Here is a 24483-nt window from a genome sequence, read left to right on the forward strand (position 1 = left end):
GATGACAAGAAAGAGGTTCATATGGCAAAAGGCAAAAATACGGTATTTTACTGCAAGGAGTGCGGATACGAATCCACCAAGTGGATGGGGCAGTGTCCCGGGTGCAGGGCCTGGAACAGTTTTACGGAAGAGCCTGCCGCCCCTAAGAGCACAAAGGCCGGTGCGTCAGCTAACCGGCCGGGGCTTCCCGCCTCTGTGCCGTCTTCACTCAATGAGATAGAGACAGGGGATGCGGACCGTTACGGCACGGGTTTCGGGGAGCTGGACCGCGTGCTGGGCGGCGGCATTGTGCCGGGATCCCTGCTGCTGGTAGGAGGCGATCCGGGCATCGGTAAATCCACTCTGCTTTTACAGGTCTGCAAAAATCTGGCGGCAGCCGGTAAGAAGGTGCTGTACATATCGGGAGAGGAATCGCTCCGCCAGATCAAGCTTAGGGCGAACCGAATGGGGAGCTTTACCGGCGATCTCACATTCCTGTGTGAGACGAGCCTGGATGTGATCGACGGTGTGATCACACAGCGCAGGCCGGATGTGGTGATCATCGACTCCATCCAGACCATGTATAAGGATGAGGTGAGCAGTGCGCCGGGCAGTGTCAGCCAGGTAAGGGAATCCACCAACGTGCTGCTGCAGCTGGCCAAGGGATACGGCATCTCGATCTTTATCGTGGGACATGTGACCAAGGAAGGCGTGGTGGCAGGCCCCAGAGTGCTGGAACATATGGTGGATACGGTGCTTTACTTTGAGGGAGAGAGGTCCGCATCCTATCGGATTCTTAGAGGTGTAAAGAACCGTTTCGGCTCCACCAATGAAATCGGCGTATTTGAGATGGGAGAAGAGGGGCTGGCCGAGGTCTTAAATCCTTCCGAATATATGCTGAACGGAAAGCCTGAAGGCGCCTCAGGATCGGTGGTGGCCTGTTCCATGGAAGGAACCAGACCGATCCTTCTGGAGATACAGGCACTGGTATGCCATACCAATTTCAACATACCCCGCAGAACCGCCGCAGGAACGGATTTTAACCGGCTGAACCTGCTGCTGGCAGTGCTGGAGAAGCGGCTGGGGATGCATTTTTCCGAATGCGATGCCTATGTGAATATCGCCGGAGGCATGCGGATCAATGAGCCTGCGCTGGATCTGGGCATCATGCTGGCGCTGGTATCCAGCTATTATGACCGCGAGATTGATGAGAAGACCATTATATTCGGTGAGGTCGGGCTGTCAGGTGAGGTGCGTGCCGTCACTGCCGCCGATCAAAGGGTATCGGAGGCTTTAAAGCTGGGCTTTCACACCTGCATCCTGCCGCGGGTAAACTTATCCCGCCTGAAAAGCCCGGAGGGGATGCGCCTGATTGGGGTGGGAACCATCCGGGACGCCATTGAAGCGGCGGGGCTGCGCGGACAAAGATGATGGTGCGGCTCCCTGCCTGCCCACCGGCAAATAAAAGTACAAAAAAGCCTTCAAAACCAATGGCTTTGAAGGCTTTTAAACAGGGGCGGAAGGACTCGAACCCTCGACATTTGGTTTTGGAGACCAACGTTCTACCGACTGAACTACACCCCTATCATCAGGCCGATTTAAGCCTGCCAGATAGTTATACCATAGAGGCCGTTTTCTGTCAACTTTTTTTGCATAATTTTTTGCTTTTTTCGAACCATAATAGTAACACTTTATCAGACAATAAGAGGTGACAAAATGGATAAAAAAGAGCTGGAAAAAAGCAGACAGAAAAGGAACCTGGAAGAATTCAACAGCATCACGCAGAAAGTGAAGCCGGAAAATCAAAACCAGGAGCATAATGTGAGGAAAGAGGCGGTGGATCCGAAAAGCCGGCAGGTTTAAATGAAGCGTATAGTAAAGCCACTAATGTTTTTGCGGGATCGCACCGGTTGGTGTATAATATGATAAACAGCGTCAAACCGTGTCCGGTTTGGCGCTGCAGCGCCGGCTGATAAGAGGCGCTTTCAGACAATACATAGAACAGGAGTTCAATGAGAGAGAATGAAGATCAGGTTTATCCCCGTCAACAGCCAGAACAGACAGCAGGTACAGGCACTTACGGTTGCGCCTTCCCAGGCCGGATTTATTGAAACAACCGTCCAGTGCATGGAGGAGGCGGATCAGTGTCCGCAGTGGCGGCCTGTGGGGATCTACGACGGAGAGCAGCTGGTGGGTTTTGCCATGTACGGACTGTGGAAGCAGGAAGGTGAAGGCGGCCGGGTATGGCTGGACCGTTTTATGATCGATGAAAGGTATCAGGGAATGGGATATGGCAGGACGGCTCTATCCGCGATACTGGAAAGAATTCGTCAGGAATACGGCCGCAATGAAATATTTTTGAGCCTCTATGAGGAAAACAAGAGGGCGATGCACCTCTATGAGCAGGCGGGATTTCATCTGACCGGAGAAACGGATCCCCACGGAGAAAAGTTGATGGTGACCGAAATGGACGGCCCGTGCGGACTGTGACAGGACGAAGCGGACAGATTGGCGCGTAATAAAGGAGGAGGCCGGCGATTGTGTTCGCCGGCCTTTGTGAAGTATGAAAAAGTTTATTTGAAAAAGCATTTGCTTTATGGTCTATAGTATACCTGGAAAGTGTGTTGAAAGTGTGATCATTCATTTACGGTTTTATGAAAGATCCTGATTAAATTCTGAAGATTTTGCAAAGCATGGGTTAATAAATATAAAGAAAATTTATAAAATCGCAAACTTTTTCCGGTGCAGAGGGATCTAATATATCAGAGGCCTTTAAATTAGCGCTGTAATAGCGCGCAGCGCGGATGCAGTCTGTCCCAAAGCGGCGCAGATTGTCATGGACGGCAGATAAAAGCAGGAGATTGCCGGAATGAAAAACCAATTATACGAAGAAATCGTATCTTATATTATAGAGAACCAGTCCCGATTTTACCGCCTTGCCTACAGTTATACGGGAAACAGGGAAGCGGCGCTGGATGTGGTTCAGAACGCGGTGTGTACCACACTGGAAAAGTACCGTACCATCCGAAAAAGTGAATATATGAAAACCTGGTTTTACCGGGTGCTGGTCAATGAGAGCCTGACCTATATCAGAGATAACGGAAGAGAAGTGCTCTATGAGCCTCTTGACCTGGAAGAGGGTTCTTATCAGGAGCCTGCTTATGAGCCGGGACTGGAGCTGTATAAAAAGGTGGAGCTGCTGCCGGAAAATATCAGGGTCGTGATCGTGCTGCACTATTATGAGGAGATGACCCTTAAGGAGATAGCGGAAATCACAGATACGAATCTGAATACCGTAAAGAGCCGTCTCTATTCCGGATTAAAAAAACTGAAAAACTATCTTGAGGAAGCACACTGAAGTGTGCGCAGGTCATCAGCCTGCGGCTGGTGACAGGATGAGGAGGAGTTTGCATGAGTGAGTGGGGTGAAGCCAGGAAGATCTATGCGGAACTTCCGGTGCCTGATACTTTATCAGAGCTGGTGGAGCATTCCATCCGACAGGCAGAAAAAGAAGTGAAGATAAAAGAAAAGCAGAGAAAGCTTAGAATTTTCCGCGGCTGTATGCTGATACCGGCGGCCTGCATCGCATGCCTGGTACTGGTGCTTAATACCAGCCAGGCCTTCGCAATGGGAGTATATGGTATTCCTGTGCTTGGGGATATTGCCAGAGTACTTACCGTCCGCAGCTATACGGATATAAACCGTGACAGGGAGATTTCCGTGAAGGAACCGGCTATAGAGGCGGATACCGCGCTGTCGGCAGAAGTGAATCAGGCCATACAGGCCGCGTCGGATGCCTATATCGCCGGGGCGAAACAAAGGCTTTCCGAGTATAAGGAGGCGTTTCTTGCTACCGGAGGCACGGAGGAAGAATTTGCGAGGCACCAGCTGGCCATCACTGTGGATTATGAGGTGAAATGCCAGCGGGAGGATATGACGTCTTTCGTGCTCTGCGGAACGGAAAACTGGACTTCGGCCAATGCGGTGGCCTATTATTATAACCTGGATCTTAAAAGCGGCAGAGTGCTGACTCTTTATGACCTGTTAGGAGCTGATTATGTGGATATCGCCAACCGGAGCATAGTAAGGCAGATGGAGTCAAGACTTAAGTCCGATCCCGGCCTCCAGTATTTTGATCCAAAGGAAGGCGGCTTTCAAACCATCGATGCGGGAACAAAATTCTACATCAATCAGGCCGGAAAGCCTGTGGTGGTTTTTGACGCCTATGAGATAGCGCCGGGAGGGATGGGAAGACAGGAGTTTGTAATTGAATAAGATGAAGAAGGGGCTATCACACTGGTGATATGCCCCCTTTTTAATTACATAGAAAAGTTCTCCGAACTCTCCTATGTAATTAAAAAGCCCTCCGGGCAGGAACGCACTGCGGCGGAACGGAATCATGTCGCTGAAGCGACCCGCCGCAGGCGGAGAATCCCGCTCGCGGGATTCTTTCTTGTTCAATAGGAAAATACGGCCTATTGAACAAAAAACGCTCCGCGTAGGATCGCACTGCGGCGGAAAGGTATTATGTCGCCAAAGCGACCCGCCGCAGGCGGAGAATCCCGCTCGCGGGATTCTTTCTTGTTAGATAACCGTATAAGTAACCGGGCCAAACAGCCCGCTTTCCAGACGGAAACGGTCATGCTCATACATGGATGCGCGGGAATCTGCGCCCTTTACCAGCTCCCGCTCGGGGGTGCCGATCAGATCGTTGGCGCCTGTATTGAGCACATCCACCTCCAGGCTGTGGCTGCCTGCGGCAAGCTCAAGAACCTTGGTAAATGGAGCAAAAGGTACCAGATGTTCAGCGCCGTCCACACGGATTCTGGCCGCGTAGCACACCTTGCCCAGATCCAGCCGGATGCGGCAGTCTTTATCCAGATGAAACTCGGTGCGGTAGGTCAGGATACCGCTGTAGCAGGGATCCTCCCATCTTCTCCAGTCACCCAGCACATCACCGGCATCTACGGTGGAACCGTCGGACAGGGTCAGCTCCCAATCTGTCAGCTTGACTGCCGTGACGCCGGACGGCAGAGCGGAAAGCATTTCTTTCCGGGCTGTGATGCTGAAGATACGCAGCTGCATGGGAGTGAAAGAGAGCATGGGATGATGTCCTTCCACAGCTCTGAATTCTTCTGATTCAAAATCAAACTCGGACAGGTTGCCCTCTTCAGGAAAATGAAAAACGGTCTGGCAGCTGTCCTTATCTTCGTTCAACAGGAAGAAATACTCCCGGTCATCGGATTTCCTGTGTGTCAGGCTGACGGCGCATTCATTCTCAGCGGTGATCCTGTGCGGCACCGCGGCAGCGGCGTCTTTCGCAGTGGCATAGAGCGGAAGCTTACCTGCCAGCGCTGCGATCTGTCCTCCTACACTTAGAATCTTTCCGCCCTGAGCGAGAAATTCGTTCAGCCTGTTTGAGATCGGTTCGGACAGATTCGTGCCCTGGCTGATCAGCAGCGTGCGGATTCTCTGGCCTTTCGGGGTGACAAAGGCCCCGTTCTCAAGCGGCAGCTCAAGCACCGCATCGTCCCAGATGTAATCATAATCACACTGTGAGTAGCAGAGCGCTTTAGCGATGGCGTCAACCCTGTCCCAGATGTGAGGGTACAGGCTGGTGGAGGCCGGGTCTGTCAGCAGCAGATTCTGCAGATAGATGTCCTGCATCGGCAGATATACGGCCGTTTCCGCACAGGGGTTTGCTTCATTCAGCATGCGGTTCGTCACCGCGATGCGATGATTTAACATTTTCCCAAAGAGCTCGCTCTGCGGATGTCCCTGGCTTAAGGGGCCGAAGAAACCGCCCTCGTGGGGGTCCGGATCAACGATCATCAGGTAAAAGCGGTCGATGCCGCGCAGCGCCTGGTGCTCCATGGCATAGCGCATCTGATCCGGATAGAGGGAACGTCCGGTGGCGGCGAAGGATTCACTGATGGCGTGCTGCTTGCCCAAAAGCCTTCTGGCGGAACCGGCAAAACGGGGATAATCGCAGAAATCTCCGCAGTGAATCTGATTCCAGATATAGTCCACGCCCGGCGCATCGCTGTAGGCGGAGTTGTGGAAGTAATTGCCGCTGTTTGTATTTAACCCTCTGGCGGAATGATCCAGATCCTGATGGCCCACCAGTTCCACTCCATGGCTGTGGCACCAGTCCGCCATCTGTCCGATGAAGGCTTCCGCCATCCGTTTCGTGCAGACATAGCGGTAGTCCGACAGGTGAACCCGGTCCGCGCGCATGGTGCCGATGGAGCACATCATCTCCGGCAGAAACGGCGTGAGGTCATAGCCCATCTGCTTCTTAAATTCATCCAGGATATCAAAAGTATAGGGAACGGGATAGGACAGGAAGGGTTCATCGTAGAAAAATCCCTTAAAGGAGCCTCCCCAATGCCCTTCATAGGGCTGTACATAGCGTTCGTGCATCTGTGTCAGGAAAAATGCCACCGCCTCCCGGCTCAAAAGATCCAGCGTGCCGTATTCCGGCTTGGTCGGATCGTTTTTAAAGATACCGATGGTTCTTGTGCTGACAAATTCCCAGGTCACTACGGCCAGGCGTTCTACGGCCTTAGCCGTATGGGTGATCTGCCCGTTTTCAGGGAGCAGCTGTTCGGATGCCGTGCCGGGTAAAGGCATGGCGGGACCGAAACGGCCGGTCGGCCAGACTGCGGCAGCCAGAAAATGTTCCGGCACCGGAAGGGCGATTGTCTGCCCTGGCTGCAGCACCAGATCCATGCTTAAATGCAGGGTTTTGGACTGGAATTCCGGATGATCTTTCATCGTCTTGCCCGCGGCCGTGCCGGTGGGATAGCCCCATTCGTCAAAGAGCCAGGCATCCAGCCCGTGCTCGGCGGCATGTTTTACCCCATAGGCGGTGCTGGTTAGATAGGTCTCGATCCACTGATCGATTTCATCCGTAGGTGCTTTGCTCTTTCCTTCCATGGAAAATCCGGAAAAACCCTGTTTAGCGCACCAATCAGTGAATTTCTCAACGGTTTCCTCCGAATACGTATTGGCATAACCGGTATGCAGAATCGGTGCATAGGGATTATTGGACATAGTTAGTACCTCCTGTTGTATATAGTATGATCCGCTGTTTATCAGCAAGGCAGCACGCGCAGATACTGTTATTGATCGTACGCTGCGGCGATAATGCCGTCCGGCGTGGCGACCGCCCTGGACATGAGGGTATCCACATAGAGGCGGGCGCCGATCAATCCGCCGATGGAGGTGTTGCTGGAATAGTAGATTTTGAGATTCTCGGCCGGATAGGGTTTGCGGGAATGGCTGCGGATGCGCATCTCCAGATCCCTTCTGGGAAAATCATGCATATGTATGACACCGCCCCCCAGTATCAGACAGTCCGGATCAAACAGGTTGACCTCTGTGGAGATCGCTACTGCCAGCCGTTCCACATACTTGATGATCAGGGGTTCCTGGCGGTGGCAGACAAAGACATCGCTGATATGAGTGTCGGGGAAATAAGTTTCCTGCAGTCTTTTCAGCCTGCGTCCGGAGACATAATTGTCCAGACAGCCGAAATTTCCGCAGGGGCAGGGGTCATTTTTTTCCATGACCGGAACATGGGCGAGCTCACAGGCCACGCCGTTTTTGCCCGTTAAAAAAGAACCGTTGATCACCACGGCATTCCCGATGCCGGTGCCGATATAACAGCCGACTATGACCTGCTCCTGTTTTAAATTAAGATTTAGAAACTGGATGTCCTTGCGCAGCAGCAGATTAACATCTTTTTCCACATAAACAGGACACTCGAAGTACTGCCGGAAGATTTCCACCACATTGACACCGTTAAATCCGCGCAGGTTCGGTGCGTTTAACACCGTGGTCTTCTGCCTGTTTACCGCTGCCGGCACTCCGATCACAATGGCGGAAATCTTCATCCCCGCACATTTGCCGCGTATGAATTCCTGTGCAAATTCCGCCAGCTGATATACGGTATCGGAAGAGGTGAGCACCTTTTCCTTTTTGATGATTTCCGATATGCTGATGGAATGATCTGAACCCACTGCGCCGATGCGGATATTTGTTCCGCCCACATCGATCCCAATTACATAAGAATCGCTTTCCATAAATCCTCCTTGGCAATTGCATGCTGATAAGAGGAGTATACACCTTTTCCGGCGGATTGGCTATATGGGAATCGAAAGATTGTGACGCTTTACATAGAAGCGTACAGAAGCGTTACTCTTCGTCAGAATACGCTTCAATAATTGGAAAATAGCTGGTATAATGTCATTAAACGGAATTTGACAGCTGTTGCTGATAAAATAAACACCTGAGGAAGTACTAAAGAAGAACATAAAAATGCGCGCGGGATGGCGGCATCAGCCTGTGACTGCAAGGAGGTACGGTATGAATCAATATGAGATACTGGTGAATATTCTGGACGAGCTTCGCAATGAGGCGCCTGTAACCTATCGCAGATATTATCCGGCGCCGGATGAGCATGAAAAGCTGGATAATGCCAGATCCAGAACCTTTATCCATCTGTTTTTAAAGGTGCGCTATGGGCTGGATGAATTTAACGAGCGGGAGAATTATATCACGGACGATGCCGGAGATGGGGGAATCGACGCCTATTACATAAACAGAGAGCAAAAACAGATCATATTTATCCAGTCCAAATTCCGTACCAACCGCACGAATTTCGAAACTAAGGAGATAAGCTCAGATGAAATCCTCTGCATGGATACCTGGCGGATACTGCACGGTGAGACTGTGGATGAAAATGGGATCACTTATAACGATAAAATACTGAACATGCAGAAGAACATCCGAGGGCTGGAAGATGTCGGCAGATACAGCTACTGCGTGGTACTTCTGGCCAATCTTAAGAGATACCGGGATTTTGAGCTGCGGCGGCTTACCGGAGGATATCCGACAGAAGTCTTTGATTTTGAAAAATGCTATACCGATCTGGTTTTTCCGGTGGTTGCAGGATGCTGTTTCCAGGCGGATGAGATCCGGATTAATCTGTCTCTGGCTAATAAAGAGGGCAATGACGGCAGGATCGGCTACAGTGTGGAGACGGAATACACCGGCTGCAAGATCACTGTGGTTTTTGTACCGATACTGGAAATCGCGAAGATAATGTACAAATACAAAAATTCGATCCTGAAATACAACCCGAGGTGCTTTTTAGGCCTGGAGGATAATAACATAAATCCCAAGATCCAGAGGACCGTGGTGGAAAAGAAGACAAACGAGATTGCGCTGTATAACAATGGCATCACCATCCTTTCCGATGATACCCATTGCAACGCGCAGATCGGTATGAAAGATACCGCTCAGCTGATTATCACAAATCCGCAGATCATTAACGGCGGCCAGACGGCCTTTACGCTTTCGCAGATCTATCGGGAGCATCTGGAGGAACCGGAGCTCTTTGAGGGCAAAGAGGTGCTGGTTAAGGTGATCACGCTGTTTGACGGGCAGCGGGACGAGGATGCCAGGCTGCACCTGATTGAAGAGCTGTCCCGGGCAACCAATGAACAGTCCCAGGTGCATGAGGCGGACCGCAGGTCCAACGAGAGGGTGCAGATCTATTATCAGCAGAAGATCTATGAGGATTTCGGCTATTTCTATGACCGCAAACGCGGTGAATTTTATGACGGATTAACTAGAAACTATATCAGCGAAGATAATATGGTGGACCGCTCCGTCTTTCTGCGAGTGGCGGCCTGTATGCACAACGAGGCGTCCAAAGCCAGGCGTACCGGCGATGATGTGCTGTTTCGGACCGAAAGCTTCCATGAGCTCATGACGGAGGATCTGTCCTACCGCGGATATATGTACGGATATTTCTGCCACCAGTACCTGACGGAGCTGGAAAAGAAGTACCGGAATTTAATCAACAACCGCTATGGCGCCGCCACCTACGGCAATGCCCTGCGCTATGGCAGGTATGCTGTGGTGAGCGTGGCGGGAAGGACCTACCGGGAGGAGATGGAGCCGGAGGACTGCTGCCGCTTCGCCCGCTATTATACGAAGGCCGTGCTGAAGCAGTGGCTGGTATTTGAACGCAGAATCAGCCGGTATTCTCATAATAAGAACTATTTTTATTCGGAAGAGGTGGACGGCAGGATAGAAACCGTCCTTGATTATGACGGCTATTACAAGGGAAAAACCCTGGATCAGGATCTGGGAAGATATCCTTTCCAGCTGGAGACATTGGCGGAGGCGGAGGCGGCGCTGGCATTGAAATAGCGTCAATATATGTAATTTTTTCGAAACTCTGTCGGAGACTCGTCATAATATTTTTTAAATGCTTTGGAGAAGGAATAGATATCCGCATATCCGAGATATTCTGCAATTTCCTGAATTTTATCATTCGAGTGCAGGAGCCTGTGAGCCGCATAACGCATACGGCATTGAACGAAATACTGCTTGGGAGGTAACCCAAGCGTGCGTTTGAACTGCTGTATAAAATATTTTTCGCTAAACCCCGCATTTTGAGCAATTTCTTTTATAGAAATATGATCGGAGAAATGTTCACTTATATAGGAAATAGCTTTCCAGAAATCAGAGCGCAGAGAATGAGCCGCATCTTCAAAAAACGGCTCATTCCTGCCGTTATCGATCAGTTCTATGATTTTTGATATATAGCAGAAAAATTCCGCATACACTCCGAGAGAATTTTCTAAAATAATGTATTTTAAATTTTTCGCTTTGCTGTAATAGTTGAGATGGTCAGCGATTATATGATTTCCCCTTACGATCCCTGCAAGGTTGAATTCCGCCAGAAGATTTATATCATTACCGAGTTCAAGTGAAAATTGCTGAAAAAGAAACTCGCATCCGTTTTCATCGCTGTGTGCAATGTATCTGATGCCGGGACAAAACAGCACTGCGTCTCCTGCAGACGCAGCATATTCTTTTTCTGCTATTTTTATGTAAATGTTTCCGCGTGCAATACTCCATATTGTGTATTCGGTCTTTGTTTTTTCTTCAAACCACGCATCGCCGTGCGTCACATACATATTCTGTTTCATTCCTATTTTCACATTCTGCTGTAAATCGTTCAGTATATCAAGCTTAAACATCAGTATCACTCCTCATCCTGTATTATAATACCGCTCTTTCCACTTATCAATAATATCATTACTTTTTGATAAAGATTTAGTAATTTGCGACATTGTTTTTGCGGATAAGGCTGATAGTATACTGTATATAAATAACCAGAAACGCGAGAGCGAAAAGGAGAGAAGAACATGTTAAGACTATTCAGGCAGCACTATATCAGGGAATGCACAGAGCTTGACGGGATGTGGGATTTTAAAATGAACGGATCTAATCAGACATACAGGATGCCGGTCCCCGGCTGCTGGGAGCAGCACCCGGATTTTGTAAAATATCGTGGAAACGGTGTATATACAAAGGATGTATATATAGCAAAATCGGGAGCGGTTAGACTGGTATTTAAGGGAGTCAGCCATACGGCAGACGTTTATTTTGACGGTGAAAAAATTGCGCATCACTATAACGCGTTCACGCCTTTTTCTGCAGTTGTAAAAAACGCGGCGGCGGGTGAACATCATATACGTGTCGAAGCAGACAACACCTTCGGTGTGCATTCCGCGCTCCATGTTCCCAACGATTATTATACATACGGCGGTATAATAAGAAGCGTTGCGATGGAACGCATTTCAAGTGTTTATATAGAAAATGTACATTTTACACCGTTTATAAAAAACGGTGTATGGATGGCGAAAATAGAGGTGGAAGTATCAAATTTATTAAATGAAAAAGCAGCCGCAGAATTAAAGATCACGGTGGCCGGTATAACCGCTTCCCACAGTATTGAAATTGACGCCCAAAGCACTAAAACCGCGGTGCTGGAGCAGACGTTTGACAGCGTGAAGCCGTGGTCACATGAGGAACCGAACCTGTATATGCTGAATGCCGTTTTATATATTGACGGCGAAGAAGTGGACGATTTGATAGACCGTGTGGGTTTTAGAACCGTCGAGATATGCGGGACAAAAATAAAGCTGAACGGCAGAGAGATTTTCCTGAAAGGCTTCAACCGTCATGAGGATTACGCCTCCTTAGGATGCGCTGTCCCGTTCCAGCTGATGGTGCGGGATATGGATCTGATGCAGGACATGGGAGCGAATGCGCTGCGCACCTGCCATTATCCCAATGATGAGCTGTTTCTTGACATGTGCGATGAACGGGGCATTATGGTATGGGAAGAAAATCATGCCCGGGGCCTTGGAATAGATGGCATGAACAATCCCAATTTCGATCAGCAATGCGAAGACTGCATAAGGGAAATGATCGGCAATCACTATAATCACCCTTCGATTATTATATGGGGCATTCTGAACGAATGTGCGAGCCATACAGAGGAAGGAAGGGAAAAATACAAAAAGCAATATGAACAGATAAAGAGTATGGACAAATCGCGCCCGACTACCTCCGCAACCTGTCAGCATTTTAAAGATATATGCCTTGATTTGCCGGATATCGTATCTTTTAATCAGTACACCGGCTGGTATGAGGAATGTCCATATGATGAAAGAAAAGACCGGGAAATTGACTGGATAAAAAAATCCGGCGGTGAGAACAAGCCCATTATTGTAAGTGAATTCGGGGCGGCGGCAGTCTATGGGTATCGTGACCGCTCCCGCTGTAAGTGGAGCGAGGAAGGCCAGGCGGATATCATCCGCAACGATCTCGAAGTGTATATGAATGATGAAAATATATCCGGTGTATTCATTTGGCAGTTCGCGGACTGCCGTATAACCGAAGAGAGCATCTGGTATGCGACAAGAGCGAGATGTCACAATAATAAGGGGATTGTTGACGAATACCGCCGTCCCAAAATAGCTTATGATGTTATAAAAGAAATGTTTCATTAGTTATATGCTGCTTAAACGGCAAGTGGGGCAGCCTCGGACAGTAACCGCTCATGATTTTCGCAGGTGCCGACGGATTTGTGAACTTGTGTTCGCAGCGGTTGTATGATATAATGTCGGCAGACATTATATCGCGCTGATTTTCGTCTGCGAAGCAGACAGTTGCCGCTGAAAATCATGCGCATCCCCCCGGAGGGGCATGCCGGATTGCCGGCATGATATAATGTCGGCAGACATTATATCGCGCATATTACATGAGAAAGAGGCACCCCACATGTCAGCACTCCCCAAGGAAGAACTGAAAGATATTATAAATAAATTATTTGAAGGCGACTGCCTGGAATATATGAAGCTGATTCCGGACGGTGCGGTGGATATGATCCTCTGCGATCTTCCCTACGGCATGACTCAGAATCAGTGGGACTGTTATATTCCGCTGGAGGCCCTGTGGAAGGAATATACCAGGATCATCAAGCCGAACGGAGCGATTGTACTGACCTCCAACGGGATTTTTACGGCCAGGCTGATGCTAAGCCAGCCAAAGCTGTATAAGTATAAATGGGTGTGGGAGAAGTCCAAGCCCACCAATTTTCTGAATGCAAAGAAGCAGCCTCTTAGAAAGCATGAGGATATCTGCGTCTTCTATAAGAGGCAGCCGGTCTACCATCCGCAGATGACCCAGGGCGAGCCTTATGACAAGGGCGTGCGCAAGGACCAGCTCTGCGGCAATTACGGGGATTTTTCCCCTGCCCGCGTATCCAGCGAAGGGGAGAGATACCCCACGGACATCATCTATGTAAAGACCGCGGAGTGCGAGGGGCCTGTGCTTCATCCGACACAAAAACCGGTGGAACTTGGCCGCTACATGGTGCGCACCTATACGAACCCCGGGGATATCGTGCTGGACAATACCTTTGGCAGCGGTTCCTTTCTCGTGGCTGCACTGATGGAAGGCCGTAATTTCATCGGTATTGAGAAAAATGAAAATGTGGCGCTTTTTAAGCGCGAAGAGATCGACTACATACAGGTGGCGCGTGAACGCCTGAATCAGGCGTATCTGTCACTGGATAAAAAGACGAAAAGACATGTGGCGAAGGAAAATCTGATCGCGGAATTTGAAGCGGCCGCCGATTCGGCGCGGGGAAGCCGAAGATCACAAAAGAAGCAGTGATTCGGAAAGGAGCGAAGCGGATGCCCACCATCGTCAGGAGAAATGAACGCAGCTGGGCCATTGAGCTGATCAGTGAGATCAATCTGATGTTAAACGGCCTGGATCTTAAGGTGAAGCGGGCGGGCGGGGAGAGCACCCTGTCCGTCAACCGCACCAGCATGTTTCCGGATGTGCTGCTGTATGCGGATGAGGGACAGACCCAGATCCTGCAGGGATGGGAACTGAAGTGCCCGGATACCCCCATTACCGATACGGTATTTATAAATGACGCCAAAAGAAAGGCGGAAGCGCTGAATCTGAACAGCTTTTTTCTCTGGAATTTCACCCAGGGAGATTTTTATGTTAAGGGAGAAAACGGAAGCTTTGAACGGGTCCGTTCCTGGACTGAAACCTCCCATATCCGGGATCGGTCTCAGATCGGTATTCATAAGGCGGAATGGATGCGGGTCATCCGCGAGGTGATACTGGAGATCAACGAATACTTTGTCACCGGCAGGATCCGCACGGCGTCTTTATTGTCCTCCCTTACCGACCGGCTGCTCGCCGGCCTGATCGAACGGAACCGGGAGATGACGGCCCGGGCATTGGAGAAGGGGAGCCTCTGCAGCATGCGGATGGAACAGTGGCTTAAGAGCTGGTGGAGCTCGGTAAAGCTGGAATACATGAAAGAGGAGAGCGATATGTATTCGGCTTATGCAAAGACGGTACTGCTTAGCTGGAACAACCGCCTCCTCTTTGCCCATATTATAAAGAAATACCACAGCTGTGCCAGAAGGGTTGAGGAAATTACGGAAGGCTGCACGCCGGCCATGGCCAATGAAGTGTTTGAGGATATCATGGCCCGGGGCGATTTCTGCAATGTGTTCCACTCCATTCCCTATGATGGGATGCTGCCGGAGGAGGCATGGCAGGATTTACTGGAGTTAAACAGCTTTCTGACCGGCAACGGCATCGCTGGGATCGAACAGGCCGATCTGCAGCATGTGCTGGAGGATACGGTGCTGATGTCCCGCAGAGAGATTCGGGGTCAGTTTACCACGCCGCCGCCGCTGGCTGAGTTTCTGTGTCAGATATCGGTGGAGGACTGGACCGGCCACTGCATGGATACCTGCTCCGGCACCGGCACCATCGCGCGTGCGCTGCTAAACCAGAAGCAGAGGCGCGGAATCGATGCTGCCGCTGCCTATGGGACAACCTGGATATCCGATAAGGATTCTTATCCCCTGCAGATTTCCAATATCGGTCTCACCGATATCAGAGCCCTCAATATACCGATCCGGCTGTTCCGGGAGAATGTATTTGACTTAAGGACGGGAGAAGAGATTCTGATAAAAAATCCCTTAGACGGCAGCGATCTTTCCGTCAGCCTGCCTGCTCTGGATGCGGTCGTATCCAATCTGCCGTTCGTATCCGCCAACACGGTGGACGCGGAGGAGCGGCAAAACAGAAAAAATGTTGTGAGCGAGGTAAAATCTGTCTCCGGCGTCACGCTGAATGAAAAGGGGGATCTCTATACATATATTCCCTTTGCTCTGCACCGGCTTTTAAAGGACGGCGGAAGGCTGGGCGTGGTTTTGTCCAATTCCTGGCTGGGTACAGCTTCGGGTATCCGTTTTTTTGAAGCCCTGACCTTTTACTATCATATCCGCAGCGTGGTGCTAAGCGGCAGCGGGCGCTGGTTTCACAATGCCGATGTGGTAACCACTGTGCTGGTGATGGAAAAGAAGGCTCCGGGAGAGCCGGATCCTGAGGAGAAGGTGGATTTCTGTCTCCTTCGGGAGGATATCTGCAGCCCACAGTGTAAAGCAGAGACAGCACAGGAGCTGATTGCAAAGATTGTCTTAAGGCAGGAAACCGATGATGAAAAGCTTCGGCTGAAGGGATGGCGCCTGGAGGAGATCCGCCAGGCTGTCTTAATGGGCATATCGCTGAATGCGCTGTTTCATGGCATCGAGTGGCTGGAAAAGATGAAGGCGGTTTTGGTGCCGGTCACGGATGTGATGGAAGTGAAGCGGGGAGAGCGGCGCGGAAAGAACGAGCTGTTTTATCCGGAAGAGGGACATACGATTGAGCCGGAATATATCCGGCCGGTGTTAAAATCTCCGCGCAATCTGAAAGATTATATAGCCCTGCCGGACCGCCAGGCCTTCTGCTGCTGCCGGTCTGAAGAGGAGCTGGCAAAAAGAGGCGATCTGGGCGCGCTGATGTGGATCAAGAAGTTTGAGAACACCACCAACGAGGTGGGGGTACCCACGCCCCAGGCGCTTAAAAAGCCCAATGCCCGGTGGTATGAGATGGACAGCGGGGCCAAGGCGGATATGGTTACGGCCTTAAATCCGAATAAGCGCCTGTTTGTGGCGCGGTTTGAGGAACCCTCCTTTGTGGATCAGCGCTTTACGAGGCTGCTGATGAAAAGGGATTTAAGTGAACTTCGGTGGATACATGCCCTGCTGAATACGGTTTATGGGATGTTTGCCATAGAGGCGGTGGGATTTGGCAGAGGCCTGGGCGTGCTGGATGCCAGCAGCTCCAATTTCCGCAGAATCTATATGCTGGATCCGGATCTTTTGGATGAGGGACAGAAGGAGGAGATCCTGGCTGCCTTTGAAGAGGTGGAGAAAAGAGGGGTGATGGATGCTCAAAAGGAGCTGAACGATCCGGTGCGGGAGCGCTTCGACCGCCTCGTACTGAAAGCTTATGGCAGAGCGGATTGCTACGAACAGATCCGGGATTCTCTGCTTTCCATGCAGAAAACCCGTTTGACGGTCAATTCAGACAGATAGCGGTTTCATAAGCTGCGGAGAAAAGCGAGCGCTTTAGCCGCAGCAATCCGATAGAGTGAAAACAAACCGAAGCCCCCGCAGATACCGGTGATGAATCTGCGGGGGTTTGTGGATTCACGGATCCGAAACGCCTGCAGACACCAGTCGGCGCCCATGACTGCTAAGAGAAATACGGAAAGCCCGAACGAAACCGGGATTTTAAACGCGGCGGCCAGGAGTGCGCCGGCCTGCCCCAGGGTGACTCCGGTGCACCGCGCACAGACCGGAAACTGCTTGCCATGATAGAAAAAGCTGCGTTCCGGCATCTGATGGCATCCGCTGTGGTTGCCGAGTATCCGGACGGATTCCAGCAGCTTTTGCAGGAAACTGCGTTTAAAAGCGGTGATAACTGCGGCCAGCCGTTCATTCATCCTGCACACCTCCTGACATTCTAAAAATGATGTCCGCAATTCTGACAGATATTGACTACCTTTGTGGTAGTGGTTGTTCTTGTCCTTCCCTTGCCCATACCGCAAAGTCCGCACAGGATGCCGGGAATACTGAAAATCAGATATCCAAGACAGGCTTTTATACAGCCGAAACCCTTGGTTTTTCCTTCCGTTGTGGTTTCTGAAACAGCCTTGGAAAGGACATTGTTGCTGCCGCATTTGGGACATATCATAGAACCGCCTCCTTTTTTTATATCACCAACCTCAGGTTGATGACCGTGTACACGTTCTGTGTGCTATTGCTTGTCTTTGATTGGTGTAATAATACTATAGATTTCCTCCCATGTAAAGCTGCCGGAGCATATTGAAAGAAACGTCTAAGAAATATGTCAGCTGTATGAAAAATTGTCGGGAAATACTGAATAGCCGCTGTAAAAAATGGTAAGGATAAAGATAGTTCAGAGACAGAACAGGAGGCATGAAATGGATTTTAAAAACAGCGAGACAAAGACAAACCTGATGAGGGCATTCGCAGGCGAGAGCCAGGCCCGTAACCGCTATACATTTGCAGCATCCCAGGCCAAAAAGGAAAAGCTGTATGTGATCGAGCAGGTATTTAAGTATACGGCCGGCCAGGAGAAGGAGCATGCGGAGATTTTCTACAATCATCTGAAAGAGATGGCGGGAGAGACCATCATGATTGACGGAGGATATCCGGTGGATATCGCGGATAATGTGACACAGCTGCTGCGCTATGCCCAGCATAACGAGTACGAAGAACATGATCCCGTCTATAAGGCTTTCGGGGATAAAGCGCAGGAAGAGGGATTCCCAAAGATTGCGGCCTCCTTCCATATGATTGCAGGTATTGAGAAAGTCCATGGCGACCGTTTCGGCAGATTTGCAGATCTGTTGGAGCAGAACAAACTGTTTGTATCCAATGTGGAGACCGGATGGATCTGTTTAAACTGCGGATATGTATATACAGGCACACAGGCTCCCAAGCAGTGCCCTGTCTGCAGCCATGACCAGGGATATTTCATCCGTCTGGAACTCTCCCCTTTTGAGGACTGACAGACATAAAATTCGGAAATGTATGCGCGACAAAAGCGGATTTGTTCCGTTTACGGCAGCTGTAAAATTCCAGCGTAAGACAGGCCAGAATATGGCCTGTCTTACGCTGCTTTATCGGCAGCCGTGAACAGACAGTAATGAGGATTACGGCGGCAGGGCATTCAGTAGCATACCGTGACGGAATTGTTCATAGATAATAGTAAAGGATTCTGGGAGGCATAAAGTGTGTGAACGGTGAGCGAAGGGTGTGCAGAGCTTACTATGAAGATGAACGAACCGTTTGTATTGAGGCGCAGGGTGACTTTCGCGATTCGGTCCCCGATGTGTATCGGGAATCCTGGCAGGGGGAAAGGAAAGTACGCCTGGACGGCCGGTTCCTCTGCGGTGAGGACGGCTGCAGGATTCAGCTGGCAGATGCTGTGAGTGTTAAAGAGATTGCTTCTGCGGCATACCGTATAAGATGGGAAGAAGCCGTATGTCCCATAGACCTCACATGGTTTTATCAGACGGATGAATTTGCCGATAGCTTTACCTATGAGGGCATGCTGGGAGCGGAGTACAGCGGATGGCATACGGATTTTGCGCTGTGGTCCCCGGTCGCCGGGAAAGTCATCCTGAACCTGTATAAAGACGGCGGTGAAAAGGGCAATTTGCCGCCTGCCCGGATGGAAATGCAGAAAAAAGACAGAGGTGTCTGGTTTCTTAGGGTGTATGGGGATCTCCATGGAATCTATTATACATACAGCATCATAAATGCCTGGGGGGAGCGGGAAACTGCGGATCCTTACGCCCGCGCCGCAGGCGTAAACGGGAACCGAAGCATGGTGGTCGACTTGAAACGGACGGACCCGCCGGGCTGGGAGGACGATAAAAGCCCTGCTCCCTGTTTGGATCCGGTGATTTGGGAAGTACATGTGCGCGATTTTTCCGTCGATCCGTCCTCCGGCATAAGCGAGGATAAACGCGGCAGATACCTGGCCTTTACGGAGGAGGATACGACGGTGGACGGGCTGGGAAAGACTCCTTCGGGGCTTCGCCATATCCGTGAACTGGGCGTGACCCACGTCCATCTGCAGCCGGTGTTTGATTTCGCGTCCGTAGATGAGGCGGCATCAAAAAACGGCGGGCACAGCGCATATAATTGGGGGTATGATCCGCAGAACTTTAATGTGCCTGAGGGGTCTTATTCCACGGACCCCTTTGACGGGAGCGTCAGGATACGGGAATTTAAGCAGATGGTGGCGGCGATGCACCGGGCGGGCCTGTCCGTGGTGATGGATGTGGTATACAATCATGTCTATGATGCGGATAATTCCTGCTTTCAGAAATGCGTGCCGGATTATTATTTCCGCAAGACGGGCCCGGACCGCAAGCCTTCGGGAAGGTACTCCAACGGCAGCGGATGCGGCAACGAAACGGCCAGCGAACGGCCGATGTTCAGACGATATATGCTGGACTCCCTGGCCTATTGGGCAAAGCAGTACCATATCGACGGATTCCGGTTTGATTTGATGAAGCTGCACGATGTGGAGACGATGAACCGGATCAGAGCGCGCATGGATGCGATTCGGCCGGGGATCCTGTTATATGGCGAAGGATGGGCGGGAGGAGCGCCGGGCATTCCGGAATCCGAAGCGGCCGGCAAACACAATATTGCTCGTTTAACAGAAATTGCCATGTTTAATGATGCCATAAGGGATGCCGTGGCAGGACGGCATGAATTTGACGGCAGCCGGGGATTTGTAAACGGTCGCGGCGTCACAGAAATGCTGGTCGGGGGCATGGAGGCATCGGTGGGGGATGAGGGCGGACAGTGGGGGCCGAGATGGGCCGATTCCTCAAAGAAGGTGGTCACCTATCTCGCATCTCACGACAACCTGACGCTGTGGGATAAACTGGTGGGAGAGGCGGACGGAAAGGGAGAAAATGCGGATTTTGACACAAAGGATGAGGATTTGATATCCGAATACTGTATGGCAGCGGCCGTGCTTCTGTTTTCCCACGGCACCTTATTTTTGCAGGCAGGACAGGAATTCGCCAGAACTAAGCGCGGACAGTCCAACAGCTATAATCTACCGGATGAGATCAACCGTCTGGATTGGAGGCGGCTGGAGGCCTATCATGAGGTCGCAAAATACTATAAAACGCTGCTCGCCATACGCAGGGCATTTCACGGATTTTACACGGAATACCTGCGGGACGGCCTATCGGTTTCCGCAGAGACTGCAAATCTGCATTATTATGAGCACGCCGACACAGGGACGCATCTTGCATTTACTCTGACCAACAGTGCGGCAGGAGAATGGAGAAAGCTGGCAGTCGCGATGAATGCGGGCCGGCAGCCGGCCAGTCTGGCGGTCGGAGAGGAGAAGGACCGCTGGGTAGTCATAGCGGAGGGCAGAACTGCCGGTTTTACTGAATTAAGGCGTACCCAGGATCTGTATATTCCTGTACCTCCAATCAGCGCGGTGGTGGCCGTAGAAGCGTCGTCGTATGATGATTTGCTGAAGAATCAGAAATAAATGGAATAAAAATCCATTGCTCGTCCTATAATATAGTATATTTACTACATCAATTCAAAAAAAACAGGAGGATGCTATGGCCAGGGGACAGAAAAAGTCATTGGAAGAACAGATCCGGACAGTGGATCAGCAGATTGCCAAAGTGCAGGCAAGGCTGGATGCACTAAAAAAAGACAGGGAAGAAATACTGAAGGTCAAGGCCGAGAATGAGATGAAAGAGCTCTACCAGCTGATGCAGGCCAGCGGGCTGTCGGTGGAGGAACTTGAAAAAATGATACAGCAGCGAAATCCGGAGCCGGGTATGATATAAAAAAGCTGTGGCGCTGTTCTCGAATACAGAGAGCAGCGCCACCTGTCCTTATAAGCACGTCTCGCAGCGTATGGAATTCAGATATGCTGAATACTTTTATAAATAAGATCAGTCAAACTGGCAATTTCTTTCCACTGTGTTTTGTCCGCGCTCAAATAACAAAAATTTTTAGTGCCTTCCTGCCGCATTGCAACGATTCCGGATTCTTTCAGAATTTTTAGATGATGGGAAACAGAAGGCCTTGTTTCATCGCCAATGGCGGTAAATGCATTTCTGCATTCCCGAAATCCGTCGATGATTTTTTGTATTGTCTCCACACATTCTTTTGCCATTCCGATCCCCTCTCTAAATACCGTTTGTCCTGTCCTTCGCCAAGATTACAATCGCGATGGGAGCATTAAAAAAGAAAAAGTGATCGTCTATCTGGTTATTTTTTGCCATCGGGCTGAATAAATCTGCCAGGGGCTTTATATTTCGAAACAGACTGACCGCCATTTTTTCAATACTGTTTTTCTGTTGATTCAGTACAACAAACGATACATCCTGCGTATTTTTTGCTGTATTTCGTTACCGTTCGGCCGTTTTTAACAATCCTCCTGCAGTCTCCCGGAAAATCACAGTATGAAAGAAGCGAGGGCTTGCGGACTCACCTGCGCTCATATATAATAACCGGTAGAGCGTAGGAACGAAGATCCGGACGTGAAAAGTGAGGAAGAGTATGGAATGTGATGAGAAGATACTGATTGTGGAAGATGATGTGCAGATCAATGCGCTGCTGGCCCGCATACTAAAACGGGAAGGATACCGGACCCACAGCGCCTATTCCGGAAGCGAGGCGAGAATGTGCCTGGTGCAGGAGGAGTATGCGCTGGTGCTTCTGGATCTGATGCTGCCCGGCCTCACAGGTGAAGAGCTGATTGCAGAGATACGAAAGGATAAGACGATGCCTGTGATTGTGATTTCGGCCAGAACGGCTCTGGAAGACAAGATCAGCCTGTTGAAGCTGGGAGCGGATGATTATATCACGAAACCCTTCGAAACTGGCGAAGTGGCCGCAAGAGTGGAGGCGCAGCTGCGCAGGTATATGAAGTTTACGGGCAAGGAAGAGGGCAGCAGACTGCACTATAAGGATCTGGAAGTAAACGAACAGTCGATGGAAGCCAGCTTAAAAGGGCGGCCACTGTCCCTCACACAGAGAGAATTTCAGATCCTGGCATTGCTGATGAAGCATCCGAAAACCGTATTTACCAGAGAGAATATCTACCAGCAGGTGTGGGAGGATTCGGTATATGTGGAGGACAACACGGTAAATGTACATATCAGCAATCTCCGCGCCAAGCTTGCCAGAATCGATAAAGACACGGAATATATAAAAACAGTGTGGGGAATTGGCTTTAAGATGGCGGAGCAGTAGGCTCTGTCTTTAAACTTTCTTTAAATTTTCTTAAGTACATATTGGTATTTGCCTGATATTCTTATCTCATAAGGCAAGGGCATCAGCTTTTGCGGATAACAGCTAAAAAAAGAAAGTACACGGAAGTGTGCGCAGGTCATCAGCCTTCAGCTGGTGATATAAGAAAGGAGGGCAGGCTGCGGCCTGACGGCGGGATTTAAATTGGCAGACCGCGGGAGGGAGCAGCCGCAAGAAAACATATGAAAGAATACGTTTTGGAGACAAACGGGCTGACGAAGAGGTACGGCAGCGCAGAGGCGCTTTCCAGGGCTGATATCAGGGTGGAAAAAGGCGCGATTTACGGTCTGGTGGGCAATAACGGGGCCGGAAAAACCACGCTGATGCGGATGGTGACCGGCCAGGCCCTTCCAACCGAGGGAGAACTTAAGCTTTTCGGCGCGTCCGGTCTAAGAGATCTTAACCGGGCCAGAAAGAGGACCAGCGCTGTTGTGGAAACACCCAGTTTTTACCCCTATCTGTCCGGCAGGGACAATCTGGAGTACTACAGGATCCAGAGAGGTATTGCCGGCCGCCAGGCGGTGGATGAAGTACTTGAAATTGTGGATCTGCAGGATACGGGACGAAAGAAATTTAAAAATTATTCTCTGGGCATGAAGCAGAGACTGGGGCTGGCTTTGGCGGTCATGAACCATCCGGATTTTCTGATCCTGGATGAGCCGATCAACGGGTTGGACCCGCTTGGAATTGTCATGGTGAGAAATCTCCTCATCAAACTGAATAAAGAACGCGGAATCACCATATTGATCTCCAGCCATATCCTAAGCGAACTGTCAAACCTGGCTACCTGCTATGGCTTTATTCATAAGGGCAGGGTGGTAGAGCAGATTTCGGCGGAAGAACTGACTTCAAAGTGTAAGGATTATATAGAAATCGTTGTGGAGGATGCGCCCAGAGCCAGTCAGGTTCTGGAAGGAAAACTTCACTGCAGCACTTATGAGGTGCTGCCGCACAGCACCATTCGGATCTATCATTATGAGGGCACTTCTTCTTCAATCAGCAAGTGCCTTGTGGAAAACGGAGTCGGGGTGGAATCCATACAGGAAGTGAAGGCAAACCTGGAGGATTACTTTGTGAAACTGATTGGAGGAGAAATATGTTAAACTATATGAAAAGTGAGTGGTTCAGAACGTTCCACAGAAAATATTTATATATAACCACAGGATGTCTCTGTGCGCTTGTCATTCTGGCATCGGTGTTTCTTAAAGTAAATGAAGATGTAATGTATGATATGACGGATTATATGGGCACCTTTTTGCTGTCAATTGTAACCACGGGCCTGTCGATGGGATACTATCTGACCATGATTGTAGCCGATATGATATTTTCCGATGAATATAAGCATCAGACGCTGAAAAATACAGTCTCTTACGGCATCAGCCGTGTAAAAATCTATCTGGGCAAACTGATCAGCGGCCTTATGGCCGGTGTGCTGGTGATGACGGTCACTGTGGCAGTGACCGTCGTGACGGCACTGCTGGTATTTGGATCCGATGCAGAATTTTCCGGTCATCTTCTGAATACGATGCTGCCGAAACTGCTTGCATTTATCCCCCTGTGGATGGGCGGGGTCGCCATGGGAACCATGATGCTGTTCCTGCTCAAAAATACAGCCGCGGCGTTTGCCTTTCTGGGAGTTGCGATGGTGCTGCCTATGATTTTTGGCTATATAAGTCCTTTATACCCCATATTCGGTGAGATCAAGAATTTGATGGTGGTGACTAAAATCAACCTGGTATCCAACGCTTCTTTGGTGAGCGGCAGTTTGATGGCGGACTGCTGGATCACCGGACTGGCGGCTGTGGTGATGTATACGGTGATCGGTGCGCTGGTTTTCAGCAGAAAAGAAATTAAATAGGATGTGATG

General features: G+C 50.2%; 21 protein-coding genes, 1 tRNA gene and 1 pseudogene. 15 read left to right on the forward strand and 8 right to left on the reverse strand.

Annotation, left to right across the window (positions count from 1 at the left end; all coding sequences use genetic code 11):
- The first annotated feature begins 21 nt into the window (after window positions 1-21).
- A complete protein-coding gene (radA, locus tag DWZ56_RS07075; protein WP_118555693.1) occupies window positions 22-1410 on the forward strand; it encodes a DNA repair protein RadA in 1389 nt (462 codons plus the stop codon).
- An 80-nt stretch (window positions 1411-1490) separates the two neighbouring features.
- Here the strand turns inward: radA and DWZ56_RS07080 are convergent.
- A tRNA-Trp gene (locus tag DWZ56_RS07080) sits at window positions 1491-1563 on the reverse strand.
- 132 nt (window positions 1564-1695) lie between these two features.
- Here DWZ56_RS07080 and DWZ56_RS22875 point away from each other — a divergent pair.
- The 4 genes from DWZ56_RS22875 (at window position 1696) to DWZ56_RS07100 (ending at window position 4254) form a co-directional block, all read left to right on the forward strand.
- Window positions 1696-1842 (forward strand): hypothetical protein, encoded by a 147-nt coding sequence (locus DWZ56_RS22875; RefSeq protein ID WP_199679557.1) that lies wholly within the window; start codon window positions 1696-1698, stop codon window positions 1840-1842.
- A 159-nt stretch (window positions 1843-2001) separates the two neighbouring features.
- Window positions 2002-2469, forward strand: coding sequence for a GNAT family N-acetyltransferase (locus DWZ56_RS07090; RefSeq protein ID WP_118555695.1), 468 nt, complete (start codon window positions 2002-2004; stop codon window positions 2467-2469).
- A gap of 379 nt (window positions 2470-2848) precedes the next feature.
- Entirely contained in the window at window positions 2849-3337 is a 489-nt protein-coding gene (locus tag DWZ56_RS07095) for an RNA polymerase sigma factor (RefSeq protein ID WP_118555696.1), read from the forward strand.
- 53 nt (window positions 3338-3390) lie between these two features.
- Window positions 3391-4254 carry a DUF3298 and DUF4163 domain-containing protein gene (locus DWZ56_RS07100; protein WP_243095117.1) on the forward strand — a complete coding sequence of 288 codons (864 nt, stop codon included), beginning with the start codon at window positions 3391-3393 and terminating at the stop codon, window positions 4252-4254.
- Window positions 4255-4563: 309 nt separating this feature from the next.
- On the opposite strand, the gene DWZ56_RS07105 is transcribed toward DWZ56_RS07100, so the two are convergent.
- A complete protein-coding gene (locus tag DWZ56_RS07105; RefSeq protein ID WP_118555697.1) occupies window positions 4564-7035 on the reverse strand; it encodes a glycosyl hydrolase in 2472 nt (823 codons plus the stop codon).
- Between the two features lie 68 nt (window positions 7036-7103).
- On the reverse strand, window positions 7104-8066 hold the full coding sequence (alsK, locus tag DWZ56_RS07110) for an allose kinase (RefSeq protein WP_118555698.1): 963 nt from the start codon (window positions 8064-8066) through the stop codon (window positions 7104-7106).
- 283 nt (window positions 8067-8349) lie between these two features.
- Here alsK and DWZ56_RS07115 point away from each other — a divergent pair, with 283 nt between their 5' ends.
- A complete protein-coding gene (locus DWZ56_RS07115) occupies window positions 8350-10203 on the forward strand; it encodes an AIPR family protein (RefSeq protein WP_158584488.1) in 1854 nt (617 codons plus the stop codon).
- A gap of 2 nt (window positions 10204-10205) precedes the next feature.
- Here the strand turns inward: DWZ56_RS07115 and DWZ56_RS07120 are convergent, their stop codons facing one another.
- Window positions 10206-11039 carry an AraC family transcriptional regulator gene (locus DWZ56_RS07120; protein WP_118555700.1) on the reverse strand — a complete coding sequence of 278 codons (834 nt, stop codon included), beginning with the start codon at window positions 11037-11039 and terminating at the stop codon, window positions 10206-10208.
- Between the two features lie 168 nt (window positions 11040-11207).
- Here DWZ56_RS07120 and DWZ56_RS07125 point away from each other — a divergent pair, with 168 nt between their 5' ends.
- From DWZ56_RS07125 to DWZ56_RS07135, 3 genes are all read left to right on the forward strand, one after another.
- The gene (locus tag DWZ56_RS07125) at window positions 11208-12860 is read left to right on the forward strand and encodes a glycoside hydrolase family 2 protein (protein WP_118555701.1); all 1653 of its coding nucleotides are present in this window, start codon (window positions 11208-11210) and stop codon (window positions 12858-12860) included.
- A 271-nt stretch (window positions 12861-13131) separates the two neighbouring features.
- The gene (locus DWZ56_RS07130; RefSeq protein WP_118555702.1) at window positions 13132-14028 is read left to right on the forward strand and encodes a DNA-methyltransferase; all 897 of its coding nucleotides are present in this window, start codon (window positions 13132-13134) and stop codon (window positions 14026-14028) included.
- A 20-nt stretch (window positions 14029-14048) separates the two neighbouring features.
- A complete protein-coding gene (locus DWZ56_RS07135; RefSeq protein ID WP_118555703.1) occupies window positions 14049-16811 on the forward strand; it encodes an N-6 DNA methylase in 2763 nt (920 codons plus the stop codon).
- 5 nt (window positions 16812-16816) lie between these two features.
- Here the strand turns inward: DWZ56_RS07135 and DWZ56_RS07140 are convergent, their stop codons facing one another.
- Window positions 16817-17221 (reverse strand): DUF2085 domain-containing protein, encoded by a 405-nt coding sequence (locus DWZ56_RS07140; RefSeq protein ID WP_118555704.1) that lies wholly within the window; start codon window positions 17219-17221, stop codon window positions 16817-16819.
- 20 nt (window positions 17222-17241) lie between these two features.
- On the reverse strand, window positions 17242-17472 hold the full coding sequence (locus tag DWZ56_RS07145; protein ID WP_118555705.1) for a hypothetical protein: 231 nt from the start codon (window positions 17470-17472) through the stop codon (window positions 17242-17244).
- Between the two features lie 250 nt (window positions 17473-17722).
- Between DWZ56_RS07145 and rbr the strand changes: the two genes are divergently transcribed.
- The 3 genes from rbr to DWZ56_RS07160 all read left to right on the forward strand — a co-directional run bounded on the left by rbr (window position 17723) and on the right by DWZ56_RS07160 (window position 21145).
- Window positions 17723-18313 carry a rubrerythrin gene (gene rbr, locus DWZ56_RS07150; protein WP_118555706.1) on the forward strand — a complete coding sequence of 197 codons (591 nt, stop codon included), beginning with the start codon at window positions 17723-17725 and terminating at the stop codon, window positions 18311-18313.
- Window positions 18314-18540: 227 nt separating this feature from the next.
- Window positions 18541-20835 carry a type I pullulanase gene (pulA, locus tag DWZ56_RS07155; RefSeq protein ID WP_118555707.1) on the forward strand — a complete coding sequence of 765 codons (2295 nt, stop codon included), beginning with the start codon at window positions 18541-18543 and terminating at the stop codon, window positions 20833-20835.
- Between the two features lie 76 nt (window positions 20836-20911).
- Window positions 20912-21145, forward strand: a complete 234-nt coding sequence (locus DWZ56_RS07160; protein WP_118555708.1) for a hypothetical protein — start codon at window positions 20912-20914, stop codon at window positions 21143-21145.
- A gap of 77 nt (window positions 21146-21222) precedes the next feature.
- On the opposite strand, the gene DWZ56_RS07165 is transcribed toward DWZ56_RS07160, so the two are convergent.
- Window positions 21223-21477: an ArsR/SmtB family transcription factor gene (locus DWZ56_RS07165; RefSeq protein WP_118555709.1), complete on the reverse strand. Its 255-nt coding sequence runs from the start codon at window positions 21475-21477 to the stop codon at window positions 21223-21225.
- 16 nt (window positions 21478-21493) lie between these two features.
- Window positions 21494-21709, reverse strand: a pseudogene (locus DWZ56_RS23745) (nitroreductase family protein); the annotation flags it as partial.
- A 154-nt stretch (window positions 21710-21863) separates the two neighbouring features.
- On the opposite strand from DWZ56_RS23745, the gene DWZ56_RS07175 reads away from it, so the two are divergent.
- The 3 genes from DWZ56_RS07175 (at window position 21864) to DWZ56_RS07185 (ending at window position 24474) form a co-directional block, all read left to right on the forward strand.
- Window positions 21864-22559, forward strand: coding sequence for a response regulator transcription factor (locus DWZ56_RS07175; protein WP_118555710.1), 696 nt, complete (start codon window positions 21864-21866; stop codon window positions 22557-22559).
- Between the two features lie 239 nt (window positions 22560-22798).
- Window positions 22799-23719 carry an ABC transporter ATP-binding protein gene (locus tag DWZ56_RS07180; protein ID WP_118555711.1) on the forward strand — a complete coding sequence of 307 codons (921 nt, stop codon included), beginning with the start codon at window positions 22799-22801 and terminating at the stop codon, window positions 23717-23719.
- On the forward strand, window positions 23713-24474 hold the full coding sequence (locus tag DWZ56_RS07185; RefSeq protein ID WP_118555712.1) for an ABC transporter permease: 762 nt from the start codon (window positions 23713-23715) through the stop codon (window positions 24472-24474). Before DWZ56_RS07180 ends, DWZ56_RS07185 begins: the two co-directional genes overlap by 7 nt.
- Window positions 24475-24483: the final 9 nt, after the last annotated feature.

Origin of the sequence: Lachnotalea sp. AF33-28 (assembly GCF_003477885.1) — a bacterium.
In the GTDB taxonomy this organism is placed as follows: Bacteria; Bacillota; Clostridia; order Lachnospirales; family Lachnospiraceae; genus AF33-28.